Genomic DNA, 19021 nt, shown 5'->3' with positions numbered 1-19021 from the left:
AGGCTCCCCTTTCCCCGGCCGGATCCCATCGCGCCCCGTCGCGCATCCGCCGGCATCAATGCACAGCGCCATAGATTAGCGTGCACCCGAGCCGGGTCGCCATCCGTAGCCCTGCGTAGCCGGCCCGGCCCAGCGGTGCTCCCGCGGGGCTGAAGCTCGGGGCGAAAAACCGTATCCTTGCCCCGCTCACGGGCGCTCGTCGCGTCGCCCCGCCGCCACTCGGAGATCGAACCCATGCACCGGCTCGCCACGATCGTGTCCTGCCTGCTCTATCTGCTGTGCTTGCCGGCCGAAGGTATTGCGGCGGACGACGGCATGGGCGACCGCGTCGCGGCCTGCACCGCCTGCCACGCCGAGGAGGGCATCCGGCTCGAGGACGGCTACGTGCCGCGCATCCACGGCAAGCCGGCGGGTTATCTCTACAACCAGCTGGTCAACTATCAGACGCTGCGGCGGCGCAACGCGACCATGAATCACATGGTGTCGCATCTGTCGCGCGACTATCTCTACGAGATCGCACGCCATTTCGCCGAGCGGCATCCGCCCTATCCCGCCGCCGCCGAGCGCCCCGGCCGAGCCCTGGCCGAACGCGGCGAACAGCTCGTGCGCGAGGGCGACCCGCAGGCCGAGGTGCCCGCCTGTGCGAGCTGCCACGGCGAGCGCCTGACCGGTGTGCAGCCGAACACGCCCGGCCTGGTCGGCCTGCCGCGTCAGTACATCATGGCCCAGCTGGGCGCCTGGCAGGTCGGTACCCGGCACGCCGCGGCGCCGGACTGCATGGCCGAAATCACCGCGCGGCTCGACGGCCGCGACGTCGAGGCCGTGGCCGCCTGGCTGGCCGCGCGGCCGGTGCCCGACAACACCGAACCCGCCGACACCCCGATCGCCGAGCCGCCGATGGACTGCGGCAGCGTTCCGGCGCCCGACGACAACGCCTGACCCATGCATCGCCTGCTTCCGATACTGCTGCTCCTTCTGACCGCGGCCCCGGCCGTCGGCGCCACTGACAGCGCCGATGCCGAACGCGGCGAGTATCTCGCCCGCATCGGCAACTGCGCGGGCTGTCACACGGCGCCCGGCGGCGAACCCTTCGCCGGCGGCCTGCGCCTGGACAGCCCCTACGGCACCTTCATCACGCCCAACATCACGCCGGATGCGGCCACCGGCATCGGCGACTGGGGCGCCGACGACCTCTGGGCGGCCATGCACGACGGCGAACGCGCCGACGGCTCGCCGCTGTATCCGGCCTGCCCGTACCCCAGCTACACCCGGGTCGAACGCGACGACATCGACGCGATCCACGCCTATCTCGAGACCGTGCCGGCCGTGGCGCACGAGACCGCGCCGCACGATCTGGACTGGCCCTACGGCTACCGGCCGCTGGTCAATCTCTGGCAGGCGCTGTACTTCGAGCCGGGCACGCCCGCGGACACGGCGGACGCCGATCCCGTGCGGGCGCGCGGGCGCTATCTCGTCGAGGGCCTGGGCCACTGCGACGGCTGCCACCGCGCCCGCGGCACCTTCGGTGCGACCGACACGGAGGCCGACGCCCCCGGCGCGATGATCCACGGCTGGTACGCGCCGCCGCTGGCCGATCCGGCCCAGGCCGGGCTGCAGGACTGGCCCGTGGCCGAGGCGGCGGCCTTGCTGCGCAGCGGCCGAACCGAGCACGCCGCGACGATGGGCCCGATGGCCGATGTCGTATTCGACAGTCTGCAGTACCTGAGCTCCGAGGACGCCCAGGCCATGGCCACTTATCTGAAATCGATCCCGGCACGGACGGTGGCCTCGCCCGAGCGCCTGATCGGGCTGTCCGAGCGCGGGCGCGAAGCGGCCATGCGCGAGGGCGGGCGCATCTATGCGAACGCATGCGCCGACTGTCACGGCGACGAGGGCGAAGGCGGCGACGGCGCCCCGTCCCTGGCCGGCAACCGCGCGGTGACCATGGACAACCCGGTCAACGTCGCCAACATGATCCGGCGCGGCGGCTTTCCACCGGCGACCGCGGGCAATCCCCGCCCCTACGGCATGCCGCCGTTCCACCAGCTATCGGAACGCGAGCTCGCCGCCGTGATCAGCTACATCCGCGGCAGCTGGGGCAACGACGCCGCGCCGGTGTCGGCCACCAACCTCCGGCGCTGAGTCGAGCCAGCGACCGGGTACACCGGCGACACAGGCCGCGGCACCGCACGTCCGGATCAAGCGCGACCGCGCGCCCGACCCCGAGGGATGACTGGCGGCCAGCGCCGTGGCCGCGACCGGGTCTCGTGGTGGTGACCCGAGCCCGACCGCCGCAACGGTCCGGATCGGGATGCGCCAACGCGCGATCACGGGCGACACCCGCCCGGGCGGCTGCGTCAGGCCTGGCGACGGGCGATGAAGGCGGACATCCGCCGCTGGGGTTCGCCGCTCGCGTAGGCCGCGACCTGGGCGGCTACCGCCGCCTCGCAGGTGGCATCGAAGCCGGCCTGGGTCTGTTCGCGAAAACGGCGCTTGGTCGCGGCGAGCGCGGCGGCGGGTTGCGCCGCGAGACGTCGTGCGGTCGCCCCGGCGCGATCGCGAACGCCGCCCTGCGGCACGAGCTCGTTGACCAGCCCCAGCGCCTGCGCACGCTCGCCGTCGATCAGGTCGCCGGTCATCGACAGCTCCACGTTCGCGGCCAGCCCCAGATGCAGGGACATCAGCCAGGAACCGTAGATGCTGGCCAGCCCCACCCGGACCTCCGGCTGGCCCAGCCGCAATTCGGGATAGCCGATGCGCAGATCGGCGAGCAGGCCGAGCTGAAAGCCCACGCCGGTAGCCACGCCGTTGAAGCCGGCGACCAGCGGCTTGTCGAGCGCGCGCACGGCACGCAGCAGCGCACCCTGGTGCCGCGCCCAGGCCGCGACCGCGTCGTCGCCGTCGAAGGCCACGGCTTCGTCTAGATCCTGCCCGGCGCAGAACGCACGCTCGCCGGCGCCGGTGAGCACCGCCGCGCGCACGTCGGGGCGCGCGTCGAGGGTGGCCATGCAATCGATGAGCGCCTCGCGCATCGGCGCGTGCATGGCGTTGAGCACGTCGGGCCGATCGAGCACTACGTGGGCGATGCCGTCGGCGTCTACGTCAAAACGGATGAATTCGGCCATGGAAACGCGCCTCCCGCGCATCTGAAAAGCGGGCGCCGGAGCGAGGCCGGCGCCCGTGCGCGGGCGATCAGCTGGCGAGCGCGGTCAGCCCGCCCCGCTGGCCGGTCTCGTCGCGCTCCCGGGTGAGGTTGATCGCGCTGATGATCGCCTGCAGCGAGGCACTGACCGTATCGCTGTCCTCGGCCACCGCGGGTACCCGCACCGTGCCGCACTTGAGCTGCACGAAGGCGATGGCGTCGGCGTCGGAGCCGGTCGACAGCGCATGCTCGGCGTAATCGGCCACGGCGATGTCGTCGTTCGCATGCGCGTTCCAGGCGTTGACGAACGCCGACAGCGGCCCGTTGCCGCGGCCCTCCAGCGTGAACTGCTCGCCGTCCTGCTCGAGGGTGACCACCATCGACTGCGTATCGCCCGCGCGGCTGAGGCCGTAGTCCACCAGCGCGATCGGCGCCCGCCGCGAGAAGTGGCTGAACAGCAGATCGCGGATCTGCGAACTGGCCAGTTCGCCGGCGATCTTCTCGCTCTCGGCCTGCACGTGGGGGGCGAGTGCGAGCATCATCCAGCGCGGCAGGTTGATGCCGTAGTCGCGCTCCAGCAGGAACGCCATGCCGCCCTTGCCGGACTGGCTGTTCACGCGGATGACGGCCTGATAGTCGCGGCCGATGTCGCGCGGGTCGATCGGCAGGTAGGCCACCTGCCAGGGCTCGTCCTCGCCCTGCTTGCGCAGCGACTTGCGGATCGCATCCTGGTGGCTGCCGGAAAACGCGGTATAGACCAGCTCGCCCACCCAGGGATGGCGCGGATGCAGCGGAATGCCGGTGCACTCGTGCACCACGCGGATGATCTCATCCGGGTTGGACAGATCCAGCTCCGGATCGATGCCCTGGCCGTAGAGATTCATCGCCAGGATCACGATATCCATGTTGCCGGTGCGCTCGCCGTTGCCCAGCAGCGTGCCTTCCACGCGCTCGGCGCCGGCCAGCATCGCCAGCTCGGCCGCGGCCACCGCGCCGCCGCGGTCGTTGTGCGTGTGCACGGACACGATCACGGACTCGCGGTTCTTGACGTTCTGGCAGAAATACTCGATCTGGTCGGCGTGATGGTGCGGGCCGGCCATCTCGACCGTGTTCGGCAGGTTGAAGATGATCCGGTCGTCGGGCGTGGGCTGCCAGACGTCCATCACCGCCTCGCAGATGCGCACCGCGAACTCGGGCTCGGTGGTGGAGAAACTCTCCGGTGAATATTCCAGCCGCCAGTGCACGCCCGGGCGGGCCTCGGCGTTGGCCTTGACCCGCCTGGCGCCCTCGACGGCGATGTCGATGATGCCGTCCTCGTCCATCTCGAACACGCGCTCGCGCTGGACGGTGGAGGTCGAGTTGTAGAGATGGATGATGGCCTTGTCGACGCCCTCCAGCGATTCGAAGGTGCGGTCGATGAGGTGATCCCGCGACTGGGTGAGTGCGGCGATGGTCACGTCCGCCGGAATCCGATTGCCGTCGATCAGCCAGCGCACGAAGTCGTAATCCGGCTGACTGGCCGAGGGAAAGCCGACCATGATCTCCTTGATGCCGACATCGACCAGCAGCTGCCACAGGCGCTTCTTCTGGTCCACGCTCATCGGCTCGAGCAGGGCCTGGTTGCCGTCGCGAAGGTCCTCGCTGACCCAGATCGGCGCCTGCGTCAGGTCGCGCTCGGGCCAGGTGCGGTCGAAACCGGTCACCCGCGGGGCGGGGCGATACTTGCGATGGTCGAAACGGCTCATGTCTGCGTCCTTGCTGTCGGTCGAACGCCGGGTCGCGACTAGTCGGGATCCGGCTGGACATAGTCTAACCCGCCTGCGGCGGCACCGGATTGCCAAGTCGACGCATGGAATGCATCGGCACGCAATATCATGCTGATAATATCCTGCTGAATAAAAATTATTGCCAACTCATGTCAAATCAGCGCAACACCGCCGGCCTGGACCGTTTCGACCGCCGCATCCTCGAGGTGCTGCAGGCCGACGGCCGCATCAGCAACCAGGCGCTCGCCGAGGCCGTGAACCTGTCGCCCTCGCCCTGCCTGCGACGGGTGCGTGCACTGGAGGCCGCGGGGCTGATCACCGGCTATCGGGCGGAGGTGGACGCGCGCGCGCTCGGCTACGGTCTGGTCGCGCTGCTGCTGATCTCCATGGACAAGCACACGCCCGAACGCTTCGCCAACTTCGAGGCCCGGGTCGCGGAGCTGCCGGAGGTTCAGGAATGCCTGCTCATCACCGGCCAGGAGGCCGACTATCAGCTGCGCATCGCCGCGGTGGACATGGACGACTACCAGCGGCTGCTGCTGCAGCACATCACGCGCATCGAAGGTGTCTCGGGCGTGCATTCCAGCTTCGTGCTGCGCCGGGTGATGCACGACCGCGTGCTGCCGCCGCGCTGACGCCGGGTCTCGCCCGGCAACCGGAAACGTGGGGTCGATCCGCCGATGCGGACGGCGAAATCCCGCCTCCAAGCCGCGGGCTCGCGGCCGTTCGCGATAGGTCCGGGCATGACGTCATCTCCACCCCGGGCCGGTACGAGCGAGCACGTCGAGGCGCCCGCGGCCGAGGCTCGCGGGGCCCGCCCGGGACAGCGCGCGCCGCGCCACAACCGGTCGGCACTCGCGCCCCGCAGGACCGATCGCCCCGACAGCGGCCCGCCGCGGTGGCGCGGGCAGACACACCCGACGCGTCGCCCGAGCGGCCTCGCGCGCCGACGCGCATGGCCTAGCCTGCCGCTTCTCGCGGCCGGCCGCGGCACCGCGCGATCCCGGGTCGCGGCCCCGATAGCAGGGCAACGGCCGGCGTGGGCCGACATCGCCCACACCCGCTGCGATCATTGACCTGGCAGCGAAACCGCCGAATCACCAGCTGTTTTCAACGCACCTGGAAACAGAGGTTGTCACACTTTTGTTACTTATTTTCAATTGATTAAAGGCCGATGGCTGCGGCCGACACGCCGGGAGCCGTTGACGTCATCAACTTGGCAAAACGGGATTTGCATGTCGGGGGACAACGCCGCCGACAGCGACCGCGCACGGGCCTCGACGGCCTCTCGCAATCCGCCCGGGCTGGGGCTATAGTCGATGCGGGGCGAGCCCGCCCCGTGGACACGCCCGGAGGGCGTTCGCAGATGAACCGTAATACCCCGAGATGGACCGGCCTCGTGGCTCTGATGCTCATCGGCATGTCGTTGCTCACCGGCTGCAACACGATCCAGGGCGCCGGCGAAGACATGGAACGCGCCGGCGAGGAAGTCCAGGACGCCGCCGAATAGGACCGACGCCCGCCGCCCATGGGCGGGCGCGATCCATCATTCCAGCCGCAGCCGCGACAACAGTGCCTCCAGCCGGGCGAATGCGGTCTCACGGTCGAACGGCCGCGCCGGCGGCGAGGCATAGACCGAGGGATTGACGCCGGTCACGATCAGGTCGATGGCGATACAGCGGCCGGCCGTCACCGCGCGGTAGCTGTGGCGCTGCAGGTGGTGATTCATCGCGGCATCGCCGGTATCGACCCGGGTGAAGGCCACCCCGTCGATCAACACCCGCCGCGGCTCGGCCGGGGCGCCCGCCGGCCCGCTGGACGGTCCACTGCAGGCGGCCAGCGCGCGCGGCGCGCGGCTGGCGCCGATCCGCATCACCCCACGGGTGATCGTGTTGGACCCGGGCAGCGTCAACGCCAGCAGGGCGTCGCCGGGCACGGCCGCCGCCGCATCGGGATTCCAGCGCGTGCCCAGGAAATAATCGGCCTCGAACCGCCGCGCGGCCGGGACACCCTGCGGGTAAGCGATGGCCAGGCCGTAGCGCGGGCTGTGGTAGTGCCGCGATGAGGCCGCCGACGCGACGGACGTGTCGGACATGCCGGGCGCGGCGGCGCAGCCGGACAGGGCCGCGAGAGCCACGACCGCCGCCAGAATCATCCCCCACGCGCGGCGGCGCGGCGCCCCGGTGTGATCGCCCATGACTCGCTCCCGATGACTGTCATTTTTATTGTAGTTTACATGCAATAGAATACGCCTTCGTCTTTCCCCTTCCGGAGCGGCATGACCCAGGTCGAGGCCATGTTCGAGCGCTATGGCCCGAAATACCGCTGGCTGGTCACGCTGACGGTGCTGCTGGGGCTGGTCGCGCTGGGCATGTCGATCACGATCGTCAACGTCGCCACGCCCTACATCAAGGGCGCCTTCGGCATGAGCGCCGACCAGGTGCAATGGCTGTCGACCGGTTTTCTGGCCGCGACCACGGTCACGCTGCTGATCTCGCCCTGGCTGATGAGCGCCTTCGGCCAGCGCGCGACCTACGTCGGCCTGCTGGCGGTGTTCATCGCCGCCTCGTTCGTGGGCGGTCTGGCCACCGGCATGGGCGCGATCATCGTCGCGCGCGTGGTGCAGGGCGCGATGACCGGCATCATCCGCCCGGTCGCGCTCGAAGCGTTATTTGCGGTCTATCCGCCCCATCAGCGCGGCATGGCGACCGCGCTCTACGGCATGAGCCTGGGCCTGCCGCTGACTCTGGCAAGCGTGGTGGGTGGCTTTCTGGTCGAACATTTCTCCTGGCGCTACGTGTTCTTCATCGTGCTGCCGATCTGTGTCGCCGCGATGGTCATGGGCGCCATCTTTTTGCCCCGGCGCGAGTCGACCGGGCCGCGGCCGCCGCTGGACTGGGTCGGCGCGATCACGCTGTTCGTGGCCATCTTCGCCGCGCTGGCCGCGATCGCCAACGGCCAGCGCTGGGGCTGGCAGAGCAGCGCGGTCCTCCAGCTCGAAGTTCTCTCGCTGGCGACCACGGTATTCTTCATCGGCTGGGAGCTGCGCCAGCCGCGCCCGCTGCTGGACCTCGCCATCTTCCGGCACAAGGAGTTCCTGGCCGGGTCGATCGTCATGCTGCTGTTCGGCGGCGCCTTCTACGGCGTGATGTACCTGCTGCCGCAGTTCATGGACGCGATCCTGCACTTCAGCCCGATCACCTCGGGGGTTCTGTTCACGCCGTCGACGCTGGTGCTGGCCGTGCTCGTGCCGCTGGTCGGCCGCTTCAGCGACCGCATGGCCCCGCACTGGCTGACCCTGCCCGGGCTGGCGTTCGCGATCTGGGCGGTCTGCCGGATGGCCCAGGCCGACTGGAACACCTCGTTTGCCAGCCTCGCGCTGTCGATGGCGTTGCTGAGCGTGGGCATGGCCGCCGTGCCGCCGCCGACCCTGTCGCGCTCCATCGCCGCGCTGCCGCCGCGGCTGATCGGCTACGGTTCGGGGGCGATCAACTTCGCCCTGCAGCTGGGCGGGGCCTTCGGCACCGTCACGCTGGTGGCCATGCTCGACCGCCGCACGCTGGCCCACAGCGATCACCTGACCGCCGGCCTGAACCCGGGCAACGACATGGCCCGCCGTGCGCTCTCTCATCTGGGCGAGGTCTTGGGGCGCACCGGCGTGGACGCGACGCACCGGCGCGCGGCGGCCGAGCACGTGCTCTCCGGCATCGACCGCATCTGGGCGACGATCTACGCCTATCAGGACGGTTTTCTCATGGTGGCGACCGCCCTGGTCGCGGTCTGCCTGCCCTCGTTTCTGCTCAGCCGCTGGGGCGCCCGCGCCGCCGACCGCTGACCTTCAACCGACGCTTCGCACATGACCGCATCGCAGACCGACAACGACACCGACTCCAGCGCATCCGGCCGCGGCCGGACCGGGCGGCTGTTCAAGCTCCTCGCGGCCGCCGTGCTGATCGGGATCGCGGCGATCTGGGTGGGCTTCTGGCTGCATCACCGCCTGACCCACGTCAGCGAGAACGACGCCCGGGTGGCCACCCACGAGATCACGGTCAGCAGCCGGCTGGCCGGGCGCGTGACCGGCTTCGACCTGATTCGCGGCGACCGCCTCGCGACCGGCGCGCGAGTGGCCCAGCTCTACAGCCGGCCGGACGCGCTGCGCCGCCGCCAGCTGGCCGCGCGGGTCGAGCGCATGCAGGCCGAGCTCGACGCCCAGGCGGGCCGCATCGACCTCGCCCGCCGCCAGATCAGCGGCGGCATCGAGCAGATGAAAGACGTGCTGGCGGCCGACGTCGCCGCCGAGAAGGCCGCCGCCGCCGACGCCACCCGGGCCCGCCACGACGCCGAACGGTCGGCCGAACTCTATCAGCGCCACGGCGTCTCCGAGGCCGAGCGCGACGCCGACCGCTACGCCTACCAGGCCGCCCGCGCCGAGCACGACCGCGCCGAGCGGCAGGTGCGCGTCGATCGCATCGCCCTGGACAACGCCCGAACCGGCCTGCTGTCGGCGCCGCAGGCCACGATCGACAACCCGGAGGTGCTGACCGACGAGCGCGCGGTCATGAAACATCGGCTCGCCGAGGCGAAGGCGGAACTGGCACACCAGCGCACGCGTCTGGACGATCTGGCGATCACCGCGCCGATCGACGGCGTCGTCGACGAGACCTTCATCGAAGCCGGCGAATACGTCTCTGCCGGCCAGCCGATCGTGATGATGCACGACCCGGCCGACGTCTGGATCGAGGCCAAGATGAAGGAGACCAAGATCGCCGAACTGGCCGTCGGCCAGCCGGTGGCCGTGCACGTCGACGCCCGCCCGGACATCGCCTATCGCGGCCATGTCGCCGTCATCGGCCATGCCGCGACCAACCAGTTCGCGCTGCTGCCGAACCCGAACCCGTCCGGCAATTTCACCAAGATCACCCAGCGCATCCCGGTGCGCATCGCCATCGACCACGGGCCGAAGACCGCGCTCAGCCCGGGCATGATGGTGGAGGTGGCTGTGGACACGACGGTCACGCCGGCCGCATCCGACGGTCGCGGTCCCGCCGGCGGCAACCGCGCGGCGCGCGCCCAACCGCCCGCATCGGCCTCATGAGGCTTTAGACTGGCAGCTGGTTTGGTCGGACCGGCGCTCGCCGGAAGCGTGCAGGAACGTGGAAGAATTCTTTCATTGGATCGGCGAGACACTGGGCGCGGCCATCCGCTTCATCGTCGACGGGCTGGCGGGGCTGCTGGGCAATCTCTACGGCCTCATCGACAGCTTTCTGGCGGGGCTGACCAACGCCCTGGGCATCAGCACCTCGGTGCTGAGCCTGCTCATTCTCTTGCTCGGCCTGGTGATGCTCTGGGCAGCCCTGCGTGCGCTGCTCAAGCGCCGGCTCATCGGCGCGGTGATCTGGGCGGCGCTGGGCGTGGTGGTGCTGACCTGGCTGATCCACTGACGCGCGACCACCCGCCGCAGGCTCCGCGGCCGGCGATACCGGCAAGTCGGCCCGCCGGCGCTCGACCGCGGCGCCTCAGCCGTCGTCGTCCGGCCAGCTGCTGAAACGCTCGCACAGCACCCGGTTGCGGCCCCGCGCCTTGGCCTCGTAGAGCAACGCGTCGGCCTTGCGCAGCGCCGCCGAGAGACCGACGCGGCCGTCGTCGGGGCCGATGTGGCAGACGCCGATGCTCACCGTCACCCACTCGGCCACCGGCGACACCGCGTGCGGAATCCGTTCCGCAGCGATGGCTGAACAGACGTTTTCCGCAAGCGCCCGGATCTCGTCGGCGTCTCCGTGCATCCACAGCATGGCGAACTCCTCGCCGCCGTAGCGGCCGCAGACATCCAGCGGCCGCCGGGCTCCGGCTCGCAGCACCGCCGCGACCCGGCGCAGCGCCGCATCCCCCTCCTGATGGCCGTAGTGGTCGTTATAGGCGCCGAAGGCGTCGATATCGATCATCGCCACCGCGTAGCCCGCCGATTCCCGGGCCGCCTGCGCCTGCGCCTGCTCGAGCGCATCCTCCAGCGCATAGCGGTTGAGCAGCCCGGTGAGGCTGTCCTGGCGCGACAGATAATGCAGCAGCGTGCCGTTGAGCCAGGTCCAGCGGATGAAGTATTCCAGCGAATAGCCCGCACACACCGCCACCACCATCAGCACCACGGTCGCGAACACGTGATAGTTGACGTTGGGCTCGATATGGATGAACGCGATCTCGACGCCGATGGCCGCGATGCCGGCCACGACCGCCGCCGGCAGCATCACCCAGAAGCGGATGCGGGCGAGGGCGAACATGGTGACGGTGCAGATGCCGATGAACTCCACCGGCAGGTCGAAGCCGTATCGGGCATCGACGATCCGCTGGCCCAGCAGCCCCGCGATGAAGCCGAGAAACAGCAACACCATGACCAGCTCGATGGCCGCCGCGTCCGGCCGCTTCCAGCAGAACAGGCCGACACCCAGCAGCAGCGGGATCATCCCGCCGAGCTGCAGCCAGCGCGACAGCGGCACCAGCGGTTCCGGCATGCCGAGCAGCGTGGTGTCGATCAGCGGCGTGATCGCCATCGCCAGAAAGGCGATCGACAGCAGCGTCAGACGGCTGAGCCGGCCGGACAGCCGCAGATAGCGACAGAAATCCGCCTCCAGTTCCGGTCGGAACCAGAGGGTGGCGAAACCGCGTTCGCGCTGCTCGCGTAGCAGTTCCGTCGGCGTCTGCTGCGCGCCCTCGGCCCACTGCTGCTCCTCCGCGCGTTCCAGCCGGTACAGCTCGGCGGAGGTGGTTTCCTTGTTCGGCATTGTCGTTGTATCCCTTCGGGCCACACCCAGGGCCGAACCGCGCGCCCGCACAGGCGCACGCATCCGCCGTACCGGGCCCGCTGCGGCCGCGGCAGACGACAGCCCATCCAATCCGGGAGCAGGCAAACCCCATGAACATCCTCATACAGGGCGCCGGTCGAGGCCTCGGCCTCGCGCTGGCGACCCGGCTGCTCGAGCGCGACGCGGTGCGACTGGTCGCGACCGTGCGCGATCCGTCGGCCGCACCGCGTCTGCAGGCGCTCGCCGAGGCGCACGGCGATACACGGCTCCGGATTGTGGCGCTGGATGTGACAAGCGAAACCAGCGTTGCCGACGCGCGGGCCCGAATCGGGCGCACGGTCGAGCGTCTGGACGGCATGCTGGTGCTGGCTGGCTTGCTTCACGATGAACGGACCGGCCTCTGGCCGGAAAAACGCCTGGCCGACATCGACCCCGCCCACGTCGCCACGAGCTTCGCCGTGAACGCCACCGGGCCGCTGCTGATGATCAAGCATTTCCAGGACCTACTCGCGCACGGCGAGCGCGCGGTCATCGCCAGTCTGTCGGCCCGCGTGGGCTCGATCGGCGACAACCACATCGGCGGCTGGTACGCCTACCGGGCGGCCAAGGCGGCCCAGAACCAGTTCACCCGCACCGCCGCCATCGAGCTGCGACGCCATTCCCGGGCGCTGATCTGCGTGGGCCTGCACCCGGGCACCGTGGACACCGGGCTGTCCGAGCCCTTCCAGCGACGCGTGCCGGCGGGCCGCCTGCAGAGCCCGGACACGGCGGCCCGGCATCTGCTGGCGGTGATCGACCGGCTCACGCCGGAGGACAGCGGTCACGTCTTCGACTGGGCGGGCGAAAGCATCGAACCGTGACCTCTTGCCGAATAAACTGTTTATTTATACAGTTGCAAGCATGCCCCATCGCCCGACCCACCACAAGACGCGCGGCGCGCTGACCAACCCCGCAGGGCGTTTCGCCGCGGCCGGCGCCGACGACTTCGACGACGGCTGGGGCACGCTCGACGCCGAGGCGCTGGCCGACGACACGCCGCCGGCCACCCGGCTGCACGCCGATCCGGCGCGACGCGTGATCAGCCGCAACGACTCCCCGGACGTGCCCTTCTCGGCCTCCATCAACCCCTACAAGGGCTGCAGCCACGGCTGCATCTACTGTTTCGCGCGGCCCACCCACGAGTACCTCGATCATTCGGCCGGGCTCGATTTCGAAACCGAGATCTACTACAAGCCCGACGCCGCCGAGCGCTTCGAGGCCGAGCTGCGGGCGCCGGGCTATCGCTGCACGCCGATCACCCTCGGCGCCAACACCGATCCCTACCAGCCCGACGAGCGCCGGCTGCGGATCACCCGCGCGCTGCTCGCGGTCGCGCGCCGCTTCAACCAGCCGATCTCGATCGTGACCAAGGGCGCACTGGTCACCCGCGACATCGACGTGCTGGGCGAGATGGCCGCGGACAATCTGGCCAGCGTGATGGTCAGCGTCACCAGCCTCGACGCGACGCTCAAGCGGCGCCTGGAGCCGCGTGCGGCCGGCCCCGGCCGGCGCTTCGCCGCGATCGAGGCGCTGCGGCGCGCGGGCATTCCGGTGGGCGTGCTGGTCGCGCCGGTCATCCCCGCGCTGACCGATCACGAGCTGGAGGCGCTGGTCGCGCGTGCGGCCGAGGCCGGCGCGCTGACGGCGGGCTACGTGCTGCTGCGCCTGCCGTACGGCGTCAAGCATCTGTTCCGGGACTGGCTCGCCGCCCACTATCCGGACCGGGCCGCCCACGTCATGAGCCTGATCAACCAGAGCCACGGCGGGCGCGACTACGACGCCCGCTGGGGGCAGCGCATGCGCGGCTCGGGCGTGCACGCCGAACTCATCGCGCGGCGCTTCCGGCTCGCCTGCCGGCGCGCCGGCATCGACGCGAGCCGCCGCATCACGCTCGATACCGGCCGCTTCGCGTGTCCGCCGGCGGCCGGCGACCAGAAGGCCTTCGATTTCGCCTGAACGACGGGCCGGCGCGATTCGCGATCGTCGGCCTCATACGACAGGCGTTCCGGGACGACGCGGTGCATCCGCCTCCGTGCCGCCGCGTGCCGGGCCACAAATGCCAACCCGCCCGGACACGACGACCTGGCCGATCCCGGCGCGCCGAGCGGCGCCCGCGACGGATGCGCCGCCGCATGGCTGGAGCGCCGTCGACCCGCAGTCGCCCGGCCTGCAGGGCGCAGCCGGCCCGGCCTGGCGACCCGCGGGCGAGTGCGGCCCGGTCGACGGACGGCCGTCGGCGGTCCGTCTCGATCGGCCGGCCGGATGCCGCACCGCGGCTACCTCGCCCGGCCGGCGGGCTCCGATTCGCCGTGCACGAGTTCGCCGATCAGCTCCACGAACCGCGGCAGCAGCCGCGGCGGCAGATCGTGACCCATGCCGGGGAACTCCTCGTAGCGCGCGTCGCTCAGATGCTCGGCGGTGCTGCGACCGTGCTTGACCGGCAACAGCGGGTCGGCGGCGCCGTGGATCACCAGCGCCGGCTGCCGGATGCCGCCGAGCAGATCGGTTCGGGAGGCCGCGGCCATCACCGCGAGCATCTGCCGCCGGGTGCCGGCGGGATAGTAGCTGCGCGCGACGTTCCGGCGAATCTCGCTGGTCCAGTCGGCCAGGCTGCGGCCGTAGCGGGGACTGCCGATCATGCGCATGGTCACCGCCATGTGCCGGGCGATCGCGTCCGGGTCGCGGCTTCGCGGCGCCTTGGCCAGGCGCAGGAGGGTCTTGAGCCGGCCGCGCGGCAGACGGCGCGCCCCCGAGGTGGACATGATCGAGGTCAGCGTCTGCACGCGCTCCGGATACAGCGCGGCAACCAGCTGCGCGATCATGCCGCCCATGGAGGCACCGACCAGATGCGCCCGTGCGATGCCGAGCCCGTCCATGAGACCGACCGTGTCCACGGCCATGTCCTCGAGCGTGTAGGGCGCGTCGATCTCGCGGCCCAGCAGCGACTTGAAGAACGCCGCCCGCGGGCCGTCGTGCCGGGTCGCGGTACGCAGCTTGGTGGACAGGCCGATATCGCGATTGTCGAAACGGATCACGCGCAGGCCGGTGTCGGCCAGGGCGCGGCAGAAGGCGTCCGGCCAGCCGGTGAGCTGGGTGCCCAGCCCCATGATCAGGATCAGCGCCGGGTCGCGGTCGTCGCCGAACTGCTCCCAGGCCAGCTCGAGGCCGTTGGCGGCCACCCGCCCCTGCTTGTCCGCCCCCTCGAGTGCGGGCGCCAGAAACTCTGTCATAGCGAACCATCCTGCGACTGCTCGTTCCGGGCCCGGGGCACTCGGCCCCGGCGCGCGACGCGTGTATTCTAGCGTCATGAGCTTGCTCGACCGACTGGCCGACGCCCATATCGAGGCCGCCGCCGAGCGCGGCGAGTTCGACGATCTGCCGGGCGCCGGCCAACCGCTGAATCTCGACGACGACCGCCACGTGCCGCCGGAACTGCGGGCCGGCTATCGTCTGCTCAAGAACGCCGGCTTCGTGCCGCCCGAGATCGAATCCCGCCGCGCGATCCGCGACATCGAGGAACTGCTCGCCGCGACCGAGCCCGAGAGCGCGGAGTCCGAACGCCTGACCCGGCGCCTGCGCTGGCTGGAGACGCGCCTGCGCCAGAGCCGCCGCGGCCGCGCCCTGCTGGCCGATCCCGACTACGCCGCGGCGGTACGCGACCGATTCGCCGGCAACGACGACCGCGCATGACCGACGCCGTCCTCGCGGCGGCGACCACGGCCGCGGATCACGCCCGGCTGGCCGCGCTCGCCCGCGAGATCTGGCACGAGCACTACCCGGGGCTGATCAGCCGGGCCCAGATCGACTACATGCTCGAACGCGGCTACAGCCCGCAGGCGCTGGCGGCCGAACAGCGGGCCGGCACCCGCTTCGTGCTCGCCCGGCGGGCGGGCCGGGCCATCGGCTTCGCCGCCGTCTCGCCCGACCCGGCGGACGCCGCCACCGCCTGGCTGGACAAGCTCTATGTCCACGCCGAGGCCCGCGGCGAAGGGCTCGGCCGGCGGCTGGTCGCGGACAGCCTCGCCGACGCCGCCCGCCGGGGCGCGACCCGGCTGCGACTGCGGGTCAACCGGCACAACGTCGACGCCGTCCACGCCTACCGGCGCCTGGGCTTCGCGGTGGAGGCCGAGGACGTCAAGGACATCGGCGCCGGCTTCATCATGGACGACTACCTGATGGGGCGCGCGCTCCCCGCCTAACCGCCGCCCGTACCGACCGCCGGCCGCGTGTCGGCGGCCGATTCCGCACCCACCGCGGGCGCCAGCAGAAACGCCGCGACCCAGCCCTCGGCCGCCTCCGCGCCGTAGCGCACGCGGCGCCAGCCGCCGGCGCGGCCGAGAACACGCACCGTCGCACCGCGGGAGAGCGTCGCCACGACCGCCCGGTCGGTACCGGGCCCCGCGCGCACGTTCAGCCGCGGCGTGGCCACGCGCCGCATCGCCTCGGGGCTGTCGCGCCCGCGGCCGGCGTCGATATCGGCGAAGAGCGCGGGCAAACCGACATAGGCCGCCAGCGTCGGCGGTTCGGACCCGGCGCCGCGCGCCGGCACCCGTCGCGGCGCCGCGGCCGCGTCGAAGCCGTTCAGCGGGCCGCGGCGCAGGCCCTCGAGATCGAGCGACAGAGACTTCGGCACTCCGCGCAGCAACCGCTCGGCGACCCAGCCCACGCGCTCGCCGTCCGCCGCCCAGACCTCGACCCAGCCGCGCTGGCGCCGATACACGCGCAGCGGCGTGGCCGCGGCAAGCCGGCTGCGCACCGCGGCGTTGAGCGACGGCCCGGCGCGCAGATTCACCCGGGCCGGGCCCACCCGCGCCGCCGGCAGGGCCGAGCGCAGGCGCGCCCGATCGGCCGGCGTGGCGACCGCCAGCGTCTGCACCGCCGCCTCGAGATTGCGCGGCAGACCGCGCCCGTCCAGATAAGCCAGCGCCAGGTTGGTCGCCGCGGGGGCGAAGTCCCGGCGCGCCGCCTCGGCATACCAGAACACCGCCTGGGCGATATCGCGCGGGACGCCGGCGCCGCGTTCGTGCAGCACGGCCAGGTTGTACTGGGCGGGGGCGAAACCGCGTTCGGCCGCGCGTGTGTACCAGCCCAGCGCCCGCGCCGGATCGGCGGGCACGCCCCGGCCCTCGGCATGGAGCAGGCCCAGCCCGTATTGCGCCCGCGCCGCGCCCTCGGCCGCCGGCGACTGCCAGGCCTCGGCGGCGGCGGCGTAATCGCCGCGCGCATGGGCCGCGATGCCGGCGCGGGTGTCGGCGACCGCCGCCGGTGCGGACAGCCCCAGCCCGAGCACGAGCACGAGGCCGACGACCAGCGCCGCGCGGATCACCGCTTCGCCGCGGCCGGGTCCGGCCCTAGCGCGTTCAGCCGCCGCGGCGCGGATAACCGATGGTCGCCAGCTGCGCCTCGATCTCGGTGAGAATGGCCGGATCGTCGATGGTCGCAGGCGTATTCCACTCCTTGCCGTCGGCGATCTGCCGCAGGGTGGCGCGCACCACCTTGCCCGAGCGCGTCTTGGGCAGACGCTCGACGAGGGTGGCGTGACGGAAGGCCGCGACCGGCCCGATCCGGTCGCGCACCAGCGCCACCAGTTCGGCGATGACTTCGTCCGAGGGCCGCGTGACGCCGGATTTGAGCACCACCATGGCCACCGGCAGCTGGCCCTTGTCGGCGTCCGCCGCGCCCACCACCGCGACCTCCGCGACGTCGGCGTGGTCGGCGATGACCTCCTCCATCATGCCGGTGGACAGCCGGTGCCCGGCGACGTTGATGATGTCGTCGACACGGCTCATCACCCAGACGTTGCCGGCGGCGTCGAAATAGCCGGCGTCGCCCGAGCGATAGTAGCCGGGGAACTCGTCCAGATAGGACGAGCGGAACCGGGCGTCGTTCTGCCAGAGGGTGGGGAAACAGCCGGGCGGCAGCGGCAGCTTCACGCAGATGTCGCCCATCTCGTCGGCGCCGACCTCGCTGCCGTCCGGGGCGAGCACGCGGATGTCGTAGCCCGGCATCGGCCGGCCCGCCGAGCCCGGCGGCACGTCCAGCATCTCGATGCCCAGCGGGTTCGCGCTCATCGCCCAGGCGGTCTCGGTCTGCCACCAATGGTCGATGACGGGCACGTCGAGCTTCTCGCCGGCCCAGCGGGCGGTGTCGGGGTCGGTGTGCTCGCCGGCCAGGAACAGCGCGCGCAGACAGGACGTGTCGTGGGCGGCGCCGAGTTCGGCGTTCGGGTCGACCTTCTTGACCGCGCGAAAGGCCGTGGGCGCGGTGAAGAAGACATCGACGCCGTGCTCGGCGATCACCCGGAAGAAGGCGCCGGCGTCCGGGGTGCCCACCGGCTTGCCCTCGTACATCACCGAGGTGCAGCCCAGCAGCAGCGGCGCGTAGACGATATAGGAGTGGCCGACCACCCAGCCGACGTCGGAGGCGGTCCAGAACACGTCGTCCGGCGACAGGCCGTAGACCGCCCGCGCGGAGTAGTGCATGGCCACGGCGTGGCCGCCGTTGTCGCGGACCACGCCCTTGGGTTTGCCGGTGGTGCCGGAGGTGTAGAGGATGTAGAGCGGGTCGGTGGCGGCCACCGGCACGCAGTCGGCCGGCTCGGCCGCGGCCAGGGCCTCGTTCCAGTCGATGTCGCGGCCGGAAACGAGCTCGCAGCGCTGCGTGTCGCGCTGGAAGATCACGCAGCGCTCGACCTTGTGCTCGGCCAGATCGATGCCGGTGTCCAGCAGCGGCTTGTACTCGACCACGCGCCCCGGCTCGATCCCGCAGGAGGCCGAGAGCACCAGTGTCGGCGTGGCGTCGTCGATGCGCTTGGCCAGCTCGGCGCCCGCGAAGCCGCCGAAGACCACCGAATGCACCGCGCCGATGCGGGCACAGGCGAGCATGGCGATGACCGCTTCCGGAATCATCGGCATGTAGATGATCACGCGGTCGCCCTTGGCCACGCCCTGATCGCGAATGACGCCGGCGAAACGGGCCACGGCGTCGCGCAGCTCGGCGTAGGTGTAGCGCGCCTGCGTGCCGGTCACGGGGCTGTCGTAGATCAGGGCCGTGACGTCGCCGCGGCCGGCGTCCACGTGGCGATCGAGACAGTTGTCGGCGGTGTTGAGCTCGCCGTCGGGGAACCAGTGATAGAACGGCGCGCGGCTGTCGTCCAGCACCTGCGTCGGCGGCCGCGTCCAGCGTATGGCCTCGGCCTGATCGGCCCAGAACGCGTCCGGGTTGTCGCGCGCGGCTTCGAATTCGGCCGCGTATCGGCTGGGGTCGGACATGCTCGC

At 71.1% G+C, this 19021-nt stretch carries 18 protein-coding genes; 11 read left to right on the top strand and 7 right to left on the bottom strand.

Going from position 1 to position 19021, the window contains the following annotated elements; all coding sequences use genetic code 11:
• Positions 1-234: 234 nt before the first annotated feature.
• Together SAOR_RS09510 and SAOR_RS09505 are read left to right on the top strand one after the other, a co-directional pair.
• Positions 235-939 (top strand): c-type cytochrome, encoded by a 705-nt coding sequence (locus tag SAOR_RS09510; RefSeq protein ID WP_123631222.1) that lies wholly within the window; start codon positions 235-237, stop codon positions 937-939.
• A 3-nt stretch (positions 940-942) separates the two neighbouring features.
• Complete coding sequence (locus SAOR_RS09505) at positions 943-2142, top strand: c-type cytochrome (protein WP_123631221.1); 1200 nt, start codon at positions 943-945, stop codon at positions 2140-2142.
• Positions 2143-2357: 215 nt separating this feature from the next.
• Here SAOR_RS09505 and SAOR_RS09500 read toward each other — a convergent pair whose 3' ends face one another.
• Positions 2358-3125 (bottom strand): enoyl-CoA hydratase/isomerase family protein, encoded by a 768-nt coding sequence (locus SAOR_RS09500; RefSeq protein WP_185015617.1) that lies wholly within the window; start codon positions 3123-3125, stop codon positions 2358-2360.
• A 67-nt stretch (positions 3126-3192) separates the two neighbouring features.
• On the bottom strand, positions 3193-4887 hold the full coding sequence (locus SAOR_RS09495) for a 2-isopropylmalate synthase (RefSeq protein ID WP_123631219.1): 1695 nt from the start codon (positions 4885-4887) through the stop codon (positions 3193-3195).
• A gap of 170 nt (positions 4888-5057) precedes the next feature.
• Here SAOR_RS09495 and SAOR_RS09490 point away from each other — a divergent pair, with 170 nt between their 5' ends.
• Complete coding sequence (locus SAOR_RS09490) at positions 5058-5543, top strand: Lrp/AsnC family transcriptional regulator (RefSeq protein WP_123589887.1); 486 nt, start codon at positions 5058-5060, stop codon at positions 5541-5543.
• Between the two features lie 731 nt (positions 5544-6274).
• A complete protein-coding gene (locus tag SAOR_RS09485) occupies positions 6275-6418 on the top strand; it encodes an entericidin A/B family lipoprotein (protein WP_123631218.1) in 144 nt (47 codons plus the stop codon).
• Between the two features lie 36 nt (positions 6419-6454).
• Here SAOR_RS09485 and SAOR_RS09480 read toward each other — a convergent pair whose 3' ends face one another.
• Positions 6455-7105, bottom strand: coding sequence for a hypothetical protein (locus SAOR_RS09480; protein ID WP_123631217.1), 651 nt, complete (start codon positions 7103-7105; stop codon positions 6455-6457).
• Between the two features lie 81 nt (positions 7106-7186).
• Here SAOR_RS09480 and SAOR_RS09475 point away from each other — a divergent pair, with 81 nt between their 5' ends.
• The 3 genes from SAOR_RS09475 to SAOR_RS09465 are packed head-to-tail and all read left to right on the top strand — an operon-like array spanning position 7187 to position 10349.
• Positions 7187-8743, top strand: coding sequence for a DHA2 family efflux MFS transporter permease subunit (locus tag SAOR_RS09475; protein WP_123631216.1), 1557 nt, complete (start codon positions 7187-7189; stop codon positions 8741-8743).
• Positions 8744-8764: 21 nt separating this feature from the next.
• Positions 8765-10003, top strand: a complete 1239-nt coding sequence (locus SAOR_RS09470) for an HlyD family secretion protein (protein ID WP_123631215.1) — start codon at positions 8765-8767, stop codon at positions 10001-10003.
• A 58-nt stretch (positions 10004-10061) separates the two neighbouring features.
• A complete protein-coding gene (locus tag SAOR_RS09465; RefSeq protein WP_123589882.1) occupies positions 10062-10349 on the top strand; it encodes a hypothetical protein in 288 nt (95 codons plus the stop codon).
• A 75-nt stretch (positions 10350-10424) separates the two neighbouring features.
• Here the strand turns inward: SAOR_RS09465 and SAOR_RS09460 are convergent, their stop codons facing one another.
• Complete coding sequence (locus tag SAOR_RS09460) at positions 10425-11684, bottom strand: GGDEF domain-containing protein (RefSeq protein WP_185015616.1); 1260 nt, start codon at positions 11682-11684, stop codon at positions 10425-10427.
• A 131-nt stretch (positions 11685-11815) separates the two neighbouring features.
• Here SAOR_RS09460 and SAOR_RS09455 point away from each other — a divergent pair, with 131 nt between their 5' ends.
• The gene (locus tag SAOR_RS09455; RefSeq protein ID WP_123631213.1) at positions 11816-12565 is read left to right on the top strand and encodes an SDR family oxidoreductase; all 750 of its coding nucleotides are present in this window, start codon (positions 11816-11818) and stop codon (positions 12563-12565) included.
• A 40-nt stretch (positions 12566-12605) separates the two neighbouring features.
• Positions 12606-13700: a PA0069 family radical SAM protein gene (locus tag SAOR_RS09450; protein WP_123631212.1), complete on the top strand. Its 1095-nt coding sequence runs from the start codon at positions 12606-12608 to the stop codon at positions 13698-13700.
• Between the two features lie 320 nt (positions 13701-14020).
• Here SAOR_RS09450 and SAOR_RS09445 read toward each other — a convergent pair whose 3' ends face one another.
• Positions 14021-14974: an alpha/beta fold hydrolase gene (locus SAOR_RS09445; RefSeq protein ID WP_123631211.1), complete on the bottom strand. Its 954-nt coding sequence runs from the start codon at positions 14972-14974 to the stop codon at positions 14021-14023.
• A gap of 76 nt (positions 14975-15050) precedes the next feature.
• Here SAOR_RS09445 and SAOR_RS09440 point away from each other — a divergent pair, with 76 nt between their 5' ends.
• A complete protein-coding gene (locus tag SAOR_RS09440) occupies positions 15051-15434 on the top strand; it encodes a DnaJ family domain-containing protein (RefSeq protein ID WP_123589877.1) in 384 nt (127 codons plus the stop codon).
• On the top strand, positions 15431-15943 hold the full coding sequence (locus tag SAOR_RS09435; protein ID WP_123631210.1) for a GNAT family N-acetyltransferase: 513 nt from the start codon (positions 15431-15433) through the stop codon (positions 15941-15943). The genes SAOR_RS09440 and SAOR_RS09435 overlap by 4 nt, the downstream gene beginning before the upstream one ends.
• Here SAOR_RS09435 and SAOR_RS09430 read toward each other — a convergent pair.
• Positions 15940-17070 (bottom strand): SH3 domain-containing protein, encoded by a 1131-nt coding sequence (locus tag SAOR_RS09430; RefSeq protein WP_123631209.1) that lies wholly within the window; start codon positions 17068-17070, stop codon positions 15940-15942. The two genes, SAOR_RS09435 and SAOR_RS09430, sit on opposite strands and share 4 nt — an antisense overlap.
• A 34-nt stretch (positions 17071-17104) precedes the next feature.
• Positions 17105-19015 carry an AMP-binding protein gene (locus SAOR_RS09425; protein ID WP_123631208.1) on the bottom strand — a complete coding sequence of 637 codons (1911 nt, stop codon included), beginning with the start codon at positions 19013-19015 and terminating at the stop codon, positions 17105-17107.
• Positions 19016-19021 lie beyond the last annotated feature (6 nt).

This window comes from Salinisphaera orenii subsp. orenii MK-B5, assembly GCF_003788635.1.
GTDB classification, from domain to species: Bacteria; Pseudomonadota; Gammaproteobacteria; order Nevskiales; family Salinisphaeraceae; genus Salinisphaera; species Salinisphaera orenii.
This window is presented reverse-complemented; position numbering and strand designations above follow the sequence as displayed.